This window comes from Kibdelosporangium aridum (genome assembly GCF_900176515.1).
In the GTDB taxonomy this organism is placed as follows: domain Bacteria; phylum Actinomycetota; class Actinomycetes; order Mycobacteriales; family Pseudonocardiaceae; genus Kibdelosporangium; species Kibdelosporangium aridum.
Genome location: NZ_FWXV01000004.1, coordinates 55,177 through 69,566 on the forward strand (window position 1 = coordinate 55,177; position 14,390 = coordinate 69,566).

Here is a 14,390-nt window from a genome sequence, read left to right on the forward strand (position 1 = left end):
GCATGTTCCAGCCGCCATATCCACCTGGGCTGCCGATCGGGCCGGAGTGGGTGCCCGTGCCCAGTACCAGCCCGGTGCTCTTCCCGTACGACGGAAGCGTGGTCGCGCAAGCCCCTGTCGGAACAGCGGATCTGGCGCGTCAAGCCATCGACGCGGCCGTGGCGGTGAAGAAGGAAGTCGCCGCGCTGTCGTCACGTGCGCGCCGCCAGATCCTGGTTTCGGTGGCTGACGCGATCACCGACCAGCGGGAGGCGTTCGAGGAACTACTCGTCGCCGAGACTGGAAAACCCTTGGTGGACTGCAAGGTCGAGGTCGCACGGACGATCGTGACGCTGCAGGCCTCGGCCGAGGAAGTCGCCCGGCTGCACGGGGAAACTGTTCCGCTGGACCTGTTGCCGTCCGGCGACGGGATGGTCGGGTACTGGACCAGGCGCCCGATCGGCGTCGTCGTGGGCATCGCGGGCTTCAACTACCCGTTGCTGTTGGCCTCACACAAGATCGCTCCCGCCGTCGCGGCCGGCTGCCCGGTCGTGTGCAAACCCGCTCCCGCGACGCCGTTGGCGACTCTGTGGCTGGTCGATCTGTTCCGCAAGGCTGCTGTCGAGGCAGGAGCACCGGCATCGTCGGTCCAGTTGGTGACCGGGGATGTCGAGGTCGGATCGACGCTGGTGACCGATCGCCGGGTCGGTGCGGTGTCGTTCACCGGGTCGTCCGCGGTCGGGCACCAGATCGCCAGGGACGCCGCACCCACCAAGACTTTGCTTGAGCTCGGGTCGAACGCGGCCATGGTCGTCGCTGACGACGCGGACCTGGACGCGGCCGTGGATGCCGCGCTGCGCGGCGGGTTCTACGCCTCAGGCCAGGCTTGTATCTCGTTCAGCGGTTGATCGTGCATGAGTCGGCGGCCGCCGAGTTCGCCGCGCGGCTGAAGGATCGACTGGGCGAAGTCGTGACCGGTGACCCGCGGGACGCGAAGACACGGGTGTCGGCCTTGATCGACGAACGGTCGACCAAGCGGGTCCTGGAATGGATCGAATCGGCGGTCTCCGCAGGCGCGCGGCTGGTCAGCGGCGGTGGAGTGGACGGCGGAGTGATCAAGCCGACCGTGCTTGCCGATGTCCCAGCGGATGCGGCCTGCTGGAACGACGAGATCTTCGGCCCCGTCGTGTGCCTGCGCGCAGTGTCCACTATGGAGGAGGCGTTCGACGTGGTGAACGACTCGCGGTACGGGTTGAACGCGTCGGTGTTCACCCGGTCGCTCGCCACCGCGCACCGGGCGATCGACACCCTGGAGGTCGGTACGGTCGTGGTGAACGAGGTCCCGGGCTTTCGTTCGGACACCATGCCGTACGGCGGCGTGAAGGACTCGGGGATCGGCCGGGAAGGGCCCAGGTTCGCCATCGAAGAACTGACTGTGACGAGGATGGCGGTGATCCGGCCGGCATGACCGACTACACCAAACTGTTCCGGTTGGACGGTCGCAAGGCCGTTGTCCTCGGTGCGGGAAGCGGAATCGGGCGCGAGTCCGCGCTCGCTCTCGCGGCCCATGGCGCCTCGGTGATCTGCGCCGACGTGAACTTCGCCGCCGCGCAGGAGACCGCGTCGATGATCGACGCGGATGCGTATGAGATCAACCTCCTTGACTCCGAAGCCGTCGCCGCGGCCGCGGCTGCTTTGGGCGAGGTGGATGCCGTGGTCCTGACGGCCGCGATGAACGTCCGCAAGCGGTTGCTCGACTACAGCAGGGACGAGTTCGACCGCGTGGTCGCGTTGAACCTCGGCGCCACCTTCGATGTGGTACGGGCCTTCGGTTCGCGCATGGTCGAGCGTGGCCGTGGCAGCATCATCGGTTTCTCGTCGATCCGTGGCACCACGGTCGAACCAGGCCAGAGTGTGTACGCGGCGACCAAAGCCGGGCTGGTGCAGCTGTTCCGGACCGCGGCGGCCGAGTTCGGGCCGTTCGGCGTCCGGGTGAACGCGATCGCGCCCGGTGTGGTGGAAACCCCGCTGACCGCGCAGATCAAGTCCGATCCGGGCTGGTACCAGGCATACGCCGACAAGGGTGCGCTCGGCCGATGGGCCAAGCCGTCGGAAATGGCCGGTGCCGTGGTGTATCTGGCTTCGGACGCCGCCAGTTTCGTGACCGGGGCCGTGATCGCGGTCGACGGTGGCTGGACCGCGGTCGACGGCCGCTTCAACCCGCCTGCGTGAAGGGGAATGCCATGACAGACCTCGCTGACCTGTCCGCGGTCGACCTGCTCGCCGAGTACCGCGGCGGCCTGTCACCGGTCGAGGTGGCCGAGGCGGTCCTTGCCCGGATCGCGTCACTCGAACCTTCACTGAAGGCCTTCTACACGCACGACCCCGACGCCGTCCTCGCCGCGGCGCGCGAGTCGGAACAGCGCTGGCGATCAGGCAGTCCACAAGGGACCTTGGACGGCGTGCCGGTGACGATCAAGGAGAACATCGCCACCCAAGGCACTCCCGTTCCTCTGGGCACCGCTGCGACCGAACTGGTGCCCGCTGCCGAAGATGCCCCGGCCGCCGCACGGTTGCGGGAAGCGGGCGCGGTTTTCCTCGGCAAGACGACCATGCCGGACTACGGCATGCTCACGTCCGGCCTGTCCAGCTTCCATGAGACGTCCCGAAACCCCTGGGACACTTCGCGGACTCCCGGTGGATCGAGCGCGGGAGCCGGCGCCGCAGGCGCGGCCGGGTACGGGCCGCTGCACTTGGGCACCGACATCGGCGGATCGATCCGGCTGCCCGCTGCGTTCTGCGGTCTGATCGGGGTAAAGCCGTCGTTCGGTCGAGTGCCGGTGGATCCGCCGTACATCGGGCGGGTCATCGGGCCGATGACCAGGACAGTCGCCGACGCGGCCCTGCTGATGAAAGTGTTGTCACAGGCCGACGAGCGGGACCACATGTGCCTGCCGTACAGCGATATCGACTGGCAGACCTTGAATTTCGACCCTGCAGGTGTGCGGGTCGGATTGCATCTTGAGGCAGGCGTCGGGCTGGATGTCGAGCCCGAGATCCGGACAGCGGTCGACGAAGCCGCCCGGCTGTTCGAGAACACCGGTGTGACCGTCGAGCCAATGGAACCCTTTGTCACACGGGAAATGATCGACGGCCTTGACCTGTTCTGGCGTACCCGGTTGTGGTCGGACCTGTCGATGTTGCCAGGAGACCGGTTCGAGCGGGTGCTGCCGTACATCGTCGAATGGGCGCGAGTGGGCGGAGATGCGTCCGGTGTGGACGTGTATCGGGGGTTCTCGCAGATCGACCGGATGAGTGTGGCCGCGTCGCGGGCGACTTCGCGGTACGACTTCGTGCTGTCGCCGGTGTCGCCCACGTCCGCGTTCCCGGCCGAATGGGCATCGCCGGTGAACGACCCGGCCAAGCCGTTCGAGCACATCGGGTTCACCGTGCCGTTCAACATGTCCGGGCAGCCCTCGCTGTCGATCAACTGCGGGTACACCACGGCCGGACTGCCCATCGGCTTGCAGATCACCGGACGCCGGTTCGACGACCTCGGCGTGCTCAGGATGGCTGCCCTGTTCGAACAGCTGCGACCGGAACAGCGGACAGCCGTTTGATCAGCACACCGATGATGCCGAGATTGGCGCCGAGCACGAACCGTTCGGTGATACCGCTGTAGGCGCGCCATCCCGGGACCACGAATGTCGCCACGAACAGCGCGAGCATGACGAAGCTCGCGATCGAAAAAGGGCGCAACACCGGCCATTGGCGTGACAACAACAAACCGGCCCACGGCAACGTGATCAACCCGGCCAGCGCGGCATATCGGTGGATGGCTCCGTGCCAGGTCAGCGCCTGATCGGCCGGCTCCTGCGGGAAGATCGCCAGTACGGCCAGCCCGATGCCCCACACCAGGATCAGCCAGTACGCCGATTTCGGCCCACCGGCCGACCACAGCGCACCGGCCGCGGCCAGCGACGAGAAACCGACCGCGAGCATCGCCACACCGGCGAGACGTGCACCTTGACCTGTGTGGACGTACTCGCTGAAGGTCTGGTGGACCGTGCCCGCGTAGACGATCTCGAGGTATACCGCGACACTCAGGCCGACGATCATCCAGAGCAACGCGGAACCGGCCATCAGCCGGGTCATTCGCTCGTTCATGGTTTCAGCGTGTCGACCGGTTCGGTGTTCGTCGTCCCGCCACGGCGGTGTCTTGCACATACCCCTGCGGAGCTACGGGTATTTCCCTGATATCCGGGTACGGGCGAAGTTGGCTAGCGTCGGGGTATGGGGATTGTCTGGGCGTTTGTGACCGGACGTGATCGAGAACTCGACCCGCCGATCGGCTGGTGGCGCGGGCCGACGTGGCTGGGCTGGGCGCTGGTGCTCGGCGTGATGGGGATGTGGGCGATCAGCGCATTCCTTATATTCACACTGGCCAACGCGGGCAATTCACTGGTCGGTGTTCTCGTGGCCGCGCCGGAGTTCGCCGCGGTGGTCCTTGCCCGGCATTTCCCGTTGACCGCGGTGCGACTTGCTTTTGCCGCGACCATCGCCGCGGCGATCTACAGCAAAGAGCTTCCCCATCCGCTCGGTTATGCCCGCCACTGGCCGTTGGACTCGCATCTGATTCCGTTGGCGCCCGTGGTGGCTTTGGGCATCGCCCGGGCGCCGAAAGAGCGGATGGCGGGTGTTGCGCTGCTGGCTTTCGGCGCGATGGCGCTGGCGACTCCGATCGTCGCCGTGGGATACGGAGCCGACATGATGGCCGGACCGATCGCCGGCGTGATCGGCGCGGTCATCGCCGGGTTCATCCTGAACGACAACCGATACACGAGACTGGAATCCGAGTATGAACGGCAAAAGCGGTCGCATTTGCAGCAGCGCACCAAGATCGCGCGGGAACTGCATGACGTGATCGGGCACCACCTGTCGATGATCGCGGTACGGACCGACAGCGCGCGCTACCGCCTTTCCGGCGTGACACCGGAAATCCAGGAGGAATTCTCTGCTTTGGGCGACGCGGCGCGTGAGGCGTTGACCGACGCACGCAGGCTGATCGGGGTGCTGCGAGAGGATGACAGCGAGGCGGAACACTTGCCACAGCCCACCATCGACGACATTCCTGAACTGGTGCAGTCAGCCGTTGCCTCCGGTGCTTCGGTCACTGCTGAACTGTCTGCGGTTCCCGGAGTGCCCGCGATGGTCGGGCTGGCGGCGTACCGGATCGTGCAGGAGTCGTTGAGCAACGCGATGAGGCACAGTCCGGGAACACCGATCTCGGTGTGTCTGCGGTCAGCGGAGGACAGCATCGAGCTGTCTGTCGAGAATGGACCATTTGCGCCCTTTTCGGAAGCCGTTGACGGCAACGGGCTTGCGGGGATCAAGGAACGGGTGAGTTTGGTCGGCGGTGAATGCGCGGCCGGACGTCGTGCGGATGGGGGATTCCGGGTATGGGCGAAGCTGCCCCGATGATCAAGGTGTTCGTGGTCGACGACCAGGCGATGGTCAGGGAGAGTTTCGCGGCTGTGCTCGGTGCGCAGCCGGACATCACGGTTGTCGGGACGGCGGGTGACGGGGCCGAAGCTGTCTCGTCGATCCCTGCGGCCGCACCGGACGTGGTGCTGATGGACATCCGTATGCCCACAATGGACGGTTTGGAAGCGACCCGGCGGCTGCTGGCCGATCCGGCTCCTTACCGAGTGGTGGTCCTGACCACGTTCCACCTGGACGAATACGTTTACGACGCGTTACGCGCGGGCGCCAGCGGGTTCCTGCTGAAAGACGCGCCCTCAGCCGACCTGATCAACGCCGTACGGGTGGTCGCCGCCGGTGACGCGCTGCTCGCACCCGCCGTGACCCGTCGCCTGATCGCCGACCTCGTCAAAGCCAACCCCGCCCCACGAGCACGGCCCGCGGAGCTGTCCCGGCTGACCGAACGCGAGGTCGAAGTGCTCCGCCTGATCGCCCGAGGCATGTCGAACGCGGAAATCGCCGGAGAGTTCGTGCTGTCCGAGCAGACGGTGAAGACACATGTGGGCCGCATCCTGGGGAAGCTCCGGCTGCGCGACCGTGCCCAGGCCATCGTGCTCGCCTACGAATCAGGGCTGGTCCAACCAGGACAGGGTTAGAGTGACCGGCATGTCGGAACTTCGCGAGGTGCTTGACGACCTGTTGGCCGAGGGCGAGTCCCTCGACGCGATGGTGGCGTCGCTGCCTTCGGAGGCCTGGGCAACGATGACCCCAGCGTCCGGGTGGACCATCGCGCACCAGATCGCCCATCTCACCTGGACCGACGACGCCAGCATCCTGGCCGCCACCGACGCCGCCGCCTTCCAGGAGGTGGTGACGGAGGCATGGAAGAACCCGACCGGCTTCGTCGACGAAGGTGCCGCGACCCTCGCCCTGATCCCGCCCGCCGAGTTGCTCACTCGCTGGCGTGCCGGGCGCGTTGCCCTGGCGACGGCGTTGGGCGGCGTGCCCGCAGGCGTGAAGCTCCCGTGGTTCGGGCCACCAATGAGCCCGATGTCCATGGCCACCGCCCGCATCATGGAAACCTGGGCCCACGGCCTGGACGTCGCGGACACCCTCGGCATCACCCGCCCACCCACGATGCGACTCCGGCACGTCGCCCACATTTCGGTGCGCACCAGGGACTTCGCATTCCAGGTGCACAACCTCACCCCGCCCGCGGAGCCGTTCCACGTGGCGTTGACCGCCCCCGACGGTTCAACGTGGACCTGGGGCCCGACCGATGCGGCCCAGTCCGTCACCGGTCCAGCGCTGGACCTGTGCCTCGTCGCCACCCAACGCCGCCACCGCGCGGACACGTCTTTGGTGGCTACCGGGCCGGATGCGGACAAGTGGCTGGATATCGCTCAGGCTTTCGCGGGACTCCCAGGTCCCGGGCGTCAGCCTTCCTAATGGCCGTGGCCGGTCATGGGCAGCGTGCGCGACGTACTGTCCTCGGTGCCGGGCTTGACGATCACGAATTGGCCCATCATGCCTTGGTCCTCGTGCTTGAGGATGTGGCAGTGGTACATGTACGGCGTCTTCGGGTCGGTGTGCCTGCCGAACTCGACGGCGAGCCGGACCTTCGTCTTCCCCGGCACGAACACCGTGTCCTTCGGCCCGCGCATGTACTCCGGTGGCGCTTCGCCGTCGATGTCGAGCACCCGGAAAGCCACCTCGTGGATGTGGAAGTTGTGCGCGAACGTCGTGTTGTTCAGCTCCCAGATCTCGTGCGCGCCTGCGGCGACGACCTCGTCGACGCGGGTCATGTCCATGTCGCGGCCGTTGATGTTCGAGCCGCCGAGTTTGAACGTCCTGGTTTTCGTCGGTTGACTGGCTGGTGTGGGGGAGGCGAGCTTGGTGGGCAGTTCCGGTGACGGTGTGAGTTGCCCAGCGGCCGTGAACTTGATCAGGTCGAAGTCGCCGCTTTCGACGTCCGAGTCGCCTTCGAAGCTCTTCAGCAGCGCCTGCTCGCCCGGCTGGAACCCGGCCACGAACTCGACCCGTTCACCCGGGCTGATCCGGAACCGTTGGGCCGCGACGGGTTTCTCCAGCAGGCCACCGTCGCCGGCGACGACGTGGAACGTGCGGTCGTCGGCGAACCCGATGTTGTAGACGTGCGCGTTCGATCCGTTGAGCACCCGGAACCGGACGCGTTGACTCGTCACTTGGAAGAACGGGTCATACGTCCCGTTGACCAGAATCTGGTCGCCGAGTATGCCGAACGTCCCGCCGGACTTCTCATCGAGCCGACCGTCAGGAGTGAACTTCTTGTCCTGGATGATCAACGGAATGTCGTCCGTGCCGTAAGTCCTGGGCAATGCGACGTCATCGTCGATCAGGAACATCCCAGCCAGTCCACGGTAGACGTGCCGAGCGGTCTGACCGTGCGGATGCGGGTGGTACCACGTCGTCGCCGCGGGCTGATCCACTGTCCATTCAGGACTCCAGGTCTGTCCGGACTGGATCATCTGGTGCGGGCCGCCGTCCATGGCCGCAGGCAGCCGCATGCCATGCCAGTGCAGGGTGCTGGCCTCGTTGAGCGAGTTGGTCACGGCCATCGCCACCCGGTCGCCGCGCTTGGCACGCAACGTCGGGCCCAGGTAGTCGCCGTTGATGCCCCAAGTGCTGGTGGGTTTGCCCGGGAGCAGCTCGGCTGTTCCTTCCTGCAGCCGCAATCCGAACCGCTTGACCCCGTCCGGCCCGGGCGCCGGGTCAAGGACAGGCGGGATGTGCAGCGGGTTCGTGAACGCCAGTGCACCCGCATTGCCTTGCACACCTTCACATCCGGTGAGCGTGAGCGCCGCTGCGAGTGCGGTGAGGATCAGGAAGCTGCGTCGTCTCATGCCATCAAATCGTGCTTCGGAAGCCGTCACGGCACATCGGCCCGCAACGGCAACTTGGCGTACAACTCACGCAGTAGCGTCATCCCCAGGCGGTATACGCGGGTTGTCGTCCGTGGGCTGACGCGGTGACCGGGCCTGCATCGGCAGGGTTGTCCTCATGAAGCGATTACTGGTTCTTGTTGGTCTTCTGCTCGCGATCGCCCCGACGGCTGAGGCGTCCGAGCCCCAGAACGTGGACGTGTCGGTGACGCCAGCTGGGTTCGAGGCGCCGCGCGCGATACGAGCAGGTGCGGTGACGTTCCGAGTGAGGTCGTCCGATCCGGAAGGTGCGTGGCTCGGGTTGGTACAACCGCGAGTGCCCTTGCGGCGGTATCTCGATGATCTTGAGCGCGCGATGGGTGACGACCCCGTCGAAGGCGGTAAGGACGTGTTGCGGGACGCCGAAATGCTGGGCGGAGTCGCCGTTGCCGCGGTCCCGGCCTCAGTCACCTTGCGGGTGACGCCCGGTGACTACTACCTCGTCGACTTCCGTGACGTCGGCAAACCGGACCTTGCCAGCCGAGTACGTCCTGTCCGGGTGGTGCCGGGGCATGCGGGCTCGATGCCTCGCGTGTCAACACAGATCACCCTGACCGACGGGAAGTTCTTGGCGCCTCGGGTGATCGAGGGCCCGGTGCGCGTGGTCAACCTGTCACGCCAGCACAACGAAGCGATGCTGATGCCGGTCCGGCCAGGCACCACCTTGGCGGACCTGGACGCGTTCTTCACGGGCGTCGGGCCGTACCCGTTCACCGGCGGTCCGACCGGTGTCGTGCCCATGACGCCAGGAAGGTCCGCGATCCTCTCGACGACGCTTCCGCCCGGTGAATACGCGCTGGTCACGTGGGTCTACGACCTGCGAACAGGCAAGATGTTCGCGGCGCAGGGAATGCGTTCGCTGATTGCGGTGAAGGGATAGCACGTGCCACGAGCGGCCGATATCGCGTTGGGGGCAGGGGTGATCGCCCTGGTCCTGGCCACCAGCCTGCTGGAGGTGGGACCACCGGGGCCATCGGGTCCGCTGGATGTGGGCGCCGTCGTGCTCGCGGTGGTGGCTGGTGCCGCTGTCGCGTTCCGGCGGGCGTTCCCGGCCAGCTGTCTTGTCGTGGTCAACCTGGTCACTATGGCGTGGTTCCACTTCGACTATCACGGCCGTCTGATCACCGTCGCCCCGCTGATCGGCTGTTACACGCTGGCCGCGTACCGAGGATGGAAGGCAGGCGTGGCAGGTGGTCTGTTCACCGCAGCCGTCACGGTTCTGGCGGTGCGCTTGACCCTGAACGGAGAGTGGCTCGGCGACCAGGTGTTCAACGCCGTGCCGCTGGAGGCCGCCGCGACCGCGCTCGGCGCGGCGGTGTTCTCCCATCGCGCCTTCGCGGCCGGAGCCCGTGAGCGTGCCGAGCGCATCGCGGAGGCCCGTTCCGACCAGACCCGCAGGCAGGCGGCCGAGGAACGCCTTGAGATCGCTCGTGAGCTGCACGACGTCTTCGGTCACACGATGGCCGCGATCAGCGTGCAGGCCGGTGTCGCGGTGCACGTGATGCAGCGCAAGCCGGACCAAGCTGCCGAAGCCCTCAACACCATCAAGCAGATCAGCGACGAGGGCCTGGCCGAGGTGCGTGTCCTGCTCAGCGCGATGCGATCACCCGACATGCGCACCGCCACTGGTGGACTGGCGAATGTGGACAAGTTGCTCGACACGGCGGGAGTCGACGTCGAGGTGGTGACGCGCGGGGAGGACCGCACTGTGCCGGTGGCTGTGGACCTCGCGGCGTACCGGATCGTTCAGGAGTCGCTGACCAACGTCCGCAGGCACGCCAACGCCACGAAAGTCTGGCTGGAACTGGTCTACGGCGCAGCCTTGGAGATCATCGTGCGCGACGACGGGAAGCCGGGTGCTCCGGTACCGGGCGGCGGTCACGGGATCGAGGGAATGCGGGCACGGGCGAGGAAACTGGGTGGCACGCTGACCGCGGGCCCGTTGCCGACGGGCGGCTTCGAAGTCCGGTGTGTACTGCCGATCCGGAAGGACCAGTGATGATCAAGGTTCTGATCGCCGACGACCAGGCGCTGGTCCGCGGCGGCTTCCGGGTGCTGGTCGACAGCGAACCGGACATGACCGTGGTCGGTGAGGCGAGCGACGGTGGCACGGCCGCCGAGATCGCACACGCGACCAGCCCTGACGTGGTCCTGATGGACGTGCAGATGCCGGGCGTCGACGGCATCGAGGGCATCCGGCTGATCGCCGCGGATCCTTCGCTCGCGGACACCCGGATCCTGATCTTGACCACGTTCGACGAGGACGACTACGTGGTCGCGGGCCTGCAGGCCGGGGCGAGCGGGTTCCTGCTCAAGAACACCGACCCGGCTCAGCTCCTGCACGGCATCCGGGTGGTGGCCGGCGGCGAGGAACTGCTGTCGCCGGGGATCACCCGTCGGTTGATCGCCCGTTCGGCCAGGCCTGGCGGATCGGTGAACCACGACGTCTTCGCCCAGCTCACCGCCCGGGAACGGGAGGTCGTGGCGCTGGTCGCGCGCGGGTTGAGCAACGAGGAGATCACCCGCGAGCTGGTCATCAGCCCGGCCACGACCAAGACCCACATCAGCCGTGCGCTGGCCAAACTCGGCGCCCGTGACCGTGCTCAGCTGGTCGCGCTGGCCTACCGGCACGGCCTGGTGCAGGCAGGCGAATAAAACAAGCACGCTTGCTTGTTTTGGGGCCGGCTGGCATGCTGGCGGTATGTCGGCGATCAGGATCGGCAACGCGTCCGGGTTCTATGGCGACCGGTTCGGCGCGGTGCGCGAGATGCTCACCGGTGGGCCGCTCGACGTCCTCACCGGCGACTACCTGGCCGAGTTGACCATGCTCATCCTCGGCCGCGACCGGATGAAGGATGCCAAGCTCGGGTACGCCAAGACGTTCCTGCGGCAGATGGAGGAGAACCTCGGTCTGGCCGTGGAACGCGGCGTGAAGATCGTCGCGAATGCCGGTGGGCTGAACCCTTCCGGCCTGGCCGACGCGTTGCGCGAGCTGGCCGCGAAACTCGGGCTGGACGTCCGTGTGGCGCATGTCGAAGGTGACGACCTGATCGGTCGCGCGGCCGAGCTCGGGCTTGGCGAACCGTTGACTGCCAACGCTTATCTCGGCGCGTTCGGCATCGCGGAGTGCCTCAAGGCCGGTGCCGACGTCGTGGTGACCGGCCGGGTGACCGACGCGTCGGTGATCGTCGGCCCGGCGATCGCCGCTTTCGGCTGGCAGCCAACGGATTACGACCAGCTGGCCGGTGCCGTGGCCGCCGGGCACGTGATCGAGTGCGGTGCCCAGGCCACCGGCGGCAACTACTCGTTCTTCCAGGAACACGACATCCGTCATCCCGGGTTCCCGATCGCGGAGATCAACGCCGACGGCAGCAGCGTGATCACCAAGCACGACGGCACTGGTGGCGCTGTGACCGTGGGGACCGTGACGGCCCAACTGCTTTACGAGATCTCCGGCGCGCGATACGCCGGGCCGGACGTCACCGCTCGCTTCGACACGATCGAACTGTCCCAAGAGGACACCGACCGGGTGCGGATCAGCGGTGTCCGCGGCGAACCGCCCCCACCTTCGTTGAAGGTGTCGCTGAACACCCTCGGCGGCTTCCGCAACGAGATGGTCTTCGTCCTCACCGGACTGGACATCGAAGCCAAGGCCGAACTGGTCAAGCAGCAGCTGACGTTCGCCAAGCCACCGGCCGAGATCAAATGGACGCTGGCCCGGACGGACCACACGGACGCGGCGGGCGAGGAAGAGGCGAGCGCGCTTTTGCGATGTGCCGTCAAGGACGCCGATCCGAAGGTCGTCGGGCGCGCATTCTCCAACGCCGCCGTCGAAATCGCTCTGGCCAGCTACCCAGGCTTCCACGTCACCGCGCCGCCTGGCGACGCGTCACCGTACGGGCTGTTCAAACCTGGTTACGTGGACGCCAAGCTCGTCGAGCACGTGGCCATTGTGGACGGCAACCCGATCTCTATTCCGCCTGCGGCGGAGACCCGTGAGCTCGCCGAAGTCGACGAGCCCGCTTTGCCCGAACCACTGACTGGGCCGACGAAACGGGTTCCGCTGGGCACGATCGCGGGCGCGCGGAGCGGCGACAAAGGTGGCGATGCGAACGTCGGCGTATGGGTGCGTACCGACGAGGCGTGGCGTTGGCTGGTGCACGCGCTCACGGTCGACGAGTTCCGCAGGCTCCTGCCGGAAACCGCTTCGCTGCCGGTGACCCGGCACGTGTTCGGCAATCTGAAAGCGGTGAACTTCGTGGTCACGGGCATTCTCGGCGACGGTGTCGCCTCGCAGGCCCGGTTCGACCCACAGGCCAAGGCGCTCGGCGAATGGTTGCGGGCGCGGTACATGGACATCCCGGAGGTACTGCTGTGACGACGTTGCCGTCCACACTGGACACGGCGTCGGCGGAGTACGCGGCGAACCGTGACTCGATGCTCGGCAAGCTCGCCGAACTGGACGCCGAGTACGCCAAGGCGATCGCGGGCGGTGGGCAGAAGTACGTCGACCGGCACCGCAAACGCGGCAAACTCCTTGCCAGGGAACGAATCGAGCTGCTCGTCGACCCGGACTCGCCATTTCTCGAGCTGTCCCCGCTCGCCGCGTGGGGCAGCGACTACACCGTTGGCGCGAGCGTCGTCACCGGGATTGGCGTGGTCGAGGGCGTCGAATGCATGATCATGGCGAGTGACCCGACCGTGCGCGGCGGGTCGAGCAACCCGTGGACGGTCAAGAAGACGTTCCGTGCCATGGACATCGCGTTGGAGAATCGGCTACCGCTGATCAACCTCGGTGAGTCGGGTGGTGCGGATCTGCCGTCGCAGAAGGAGATCTTCATCCCAGGCGGCCGGTTGTTCCGTGACCTCACCAGGCTTTCGGCGGCAGGTATCCCCACGATCGCCTTGGTGTTCGGCAACGCCACGGCCGGTGGCGCGTACGTGCCGGGCATGTCCGACCACGTCGTGATGGTGAAGGGCCAATCCAAGGTCTTCCTCGGCGGCCCGCCGCTGGTGAAGATGGCCACCGGTGAGGAATCGGACGACGAGTCCCTCGGCGGCGCGGAGATGCACGCGCGCAAGTCCGGTCTCGCCGACTACTTCGCCGTTGACGAACAGGACGCGATCCGCATCGGCCGGCGAATCGTGGCGCGCCTGAACTGGAAGAAGCGCGGCGCGACGCCTCGTCCGTTCACCCCTCCTCGCCACGATGAAGAAGAGCTGCTGGGCATTGTGCCCGGCGACCTCAAGATCCCCTTCGACCCGCGTGACGTCATCGCCCGAGTGGTGGACGGTTCGGACTTCGACGAGTTCAAACCGTTGTACGGTGCCAGCCTGGTGACCGGCTGGGCCTCGGTGCACGGTTACCCCGTCGGCATCCTGGCCAACGCCCAGGGCGTGCTGTTCAGCGAGGAGTCGCAGAAAGCGGCGCAGTTCATCCAGTTGGCCAACCAGACCGACACCCCGTTGATCTTCCTGCACAACACCACGGGATACATGGTCGGCAAGGACTTCGAGCAGGGCGGGATCATCAAGCACGGCTCGATGATGATCAACGCGGTGTCCAACTCGAAGGTGCCGCACATCTCGATCCTGATGGGCGCGTCCTACGGCGCCGGGCACTACGGAATGTGCGGCCGCGCGTACGACCCCCGGTTCCTGTTCGCCTGGCCCAGCGCAAAGTCAGCGGTAATGGGCCCGCAGCAACTCGCGGGCGTACTGTCCATTGTGGCAAGAGCGGCGACCTTGGCCCGTGGCGAGGAGTACAACGAGGACAACGACGCGGCCATGCGCGCGATGGTCGAGGCGCAGATCGAGGCCGAGTCACTGCCGATGTTCCTGTCCGGCAGGTTGTACGACGACGGCGTGATCGATCCACGCGACACCCGCACGGTCCTTGGGATTTGCCTGTCCGCCATCCACACAACGCCAGTGGCCGGCGCGGACGGCTTCGGCGTCTTCCGGATGTGA

The 14,390-nt window shown here is 66.6% G+C and carries 12 protein-coding genes and 1 pseudogene; 11 read left to right on the forward strand and 2 right to left on the reverse strand.

All coding sequences use genetic code 11. The annotated features are described in order from the left end of the window. Window positions 1-2: 2 nt before the first annotated feature. The 3 genes and pseudogenes from B9C43_RS24015 (at window position 3) to B9C43_RS24025 (ending at window position 3,599) form a co-directional block, all read left to right on the forward strand. A pseudogene (locus B9C43_RS24015) lies at window positions 3-1,447 on the forward strand (aldehyde dehydrogenase family protein). Next, window positions 1,444-2,211, forward strand: coding sequence for an SDR family NAD(P)-dependent oxidoreductase (locus B9C43_RS24020; protein WP_084429291.1), 768 nt, complete (start codon window positions 1,444-1,446; stop codon window positions 2,209-2,211). The pseudogene B9C43_RS24015 and the gene B9C43_RS24020 overlap by 4 nt, the downstream one beginning before the upstream one ends. Window positions 2,212-2,222: 11 nt before the next feature. After that, window positions 2,223-3,599, forward strand: coding sequence for an amidase (locus B9C43_RS24025; RefSeq protein WP_084429293.1), 1,377 nt, complete (start codon window positions 2,223-2,225; stop codon window positions 3,597-3,599). Here the strand turns inward: B9C43_RS24025 and B9C43_RS24030 are convergent. Next, a complete protein-coding gene (locus tag B9C43_RS24030) occupies window positions 3,544-4,146 on the reverse strand; it encodes a DUF998 domain-containing protein (RefSeq protein ID WP_033392375.1) in 603 nt (200 codons plus the stop codon). The genes B9C43_RS24025 and B9C43_RS24030 overlap by 56 nt on opposite strands. A gap of 126 nt (window positions 4,147-4,272) precedes the next feature. On the opposite strand from B9C43_RS24030, the gene B9C43_RS24035 reads away from it, so the two are divergent. Genes B9C43_RS24035 through B9C43_RS24045 form a run of 3 tightly spaced genes read left to right on the forward strand, consistent with a single transcriptional unit; the run spans window position 4,273 to window position 6,909 of the window. Continuing rightward, complete coding sequence (locus B9C43_RS24035; protein ID WP_084429297.1) at window positions 4,273-5,460, forward strand: sensor histidine kinase; 1,188 nt, start codon at window positions 4,273-4,275, stop codon at window positions 5,458-5,460. Then, a complete protein-coding gene (locus tag B9C43_RS24040) occupies window positions 5,457-6,116 on the forward strand; it encodes a response regulator (RefSeq protein WP_033392383.1) in 660 nt (219 codons plus the stop codon). Before B9C43_RS24035 ends, B9C43_RS24040 begins: the two co-directional genes overlap by 4 nt. Before the next feature lie 10 nt (window positions 6,117-6,126). Further along, window positions 6,127-6,909, forward strand: coding sequence for a TIGR03084 family metal-binding protein (locus B9C43_RS24045; protein ID WP_084429811.1), 783 nt, complete (start codon window positions 6,127-6,129; stop codon window positions 6,907-6,909). Here B9C43_RS24045 and B9C43_RS24050 read toward each other — a convergent pair. Further along, window positions 6,906-8,342 (reverse strand): multicopper oxidase family protein, encoded by a 1,437-nt coding sequence (locus tag B9C43_RS24050; protein ID WP_084429299.1) that lies wholly within the window; start codon window positions 8,340-8,342, stop codon window positions 6,906-6,908. The two genes, B9C43_RS24045 and B9C43_RS24050, sit on opposite strands and share 4 nt — an antisense overlap. Window positions 8,343-8,499: 157 nt before the next feature. Here B9C43_RS24050 and B9C43_RS24055 point away from each other — a divergent pair, with 157 nt between their 5' ends. From B9C43_RS24055 to B9C43_RS24075, 5 genes are read left to right on the forward strand one after another with little or no spacing between them, the layout of a single operon-like run. Further along, entirely contained in the window at window positions 8,500-9,300 is an 801-nt protein-coding gene (locus B9C43_RS24055; protein ID WP_084429302.1) for a hypothetical protein, read from the forward strand. A 3-nt stretch (window positions 9,301-9,303) separates the two neighbouring features. Continuing rightward, entirely contained in the window at window positions 9,304-10,419 is a 1,116-nt protein-coding gene (locus B9C43_RS24060) for a sensor histidine kinase (RefSeq protein WP_143446551.1), read from the forward strand. Then, a complete protein-coding gene (locus tag B9C43_RS24065) occupies window positions 10,419-11,075 on the forward strand; it encodes a response regulator (RefSeq protein ID WP_084429306.1) in 657 nt (218 codons plus the stop codon). The genes B9C43_RS24060 and B9C43_RS24065 overlap by 1 nt, the downstream gene beginning before the upstream one ends. A gap of 46 nt (window positions 11,076-11,121) precedes the next feature. Further along, window positions 11,122-12,798, forward strand: a complete 1,677-nt coding sequence (locus B9C43_RS24070; RefSeq protein WP_084429308.1) for an acyclic terpene utilization AtuA family protein — start codon at window positions 11,122-11,124, stop codon at window positions 12,796-12,798. Next, window positions 12,795-14,390, forward strand: coding sequence for an acyl-CoA carboxylase subunit beta (locus tag B9C43_RS24075; protein WP_084429310.1), 1,596 nt, complete (start codon window positions 12,795-12,797; stop codon window positions 14,388-14,390). The genes B9C43_RS24070 and B9C43_RS24075 overlap by 4 nt, the downstream gene beginning before the upstream one ends.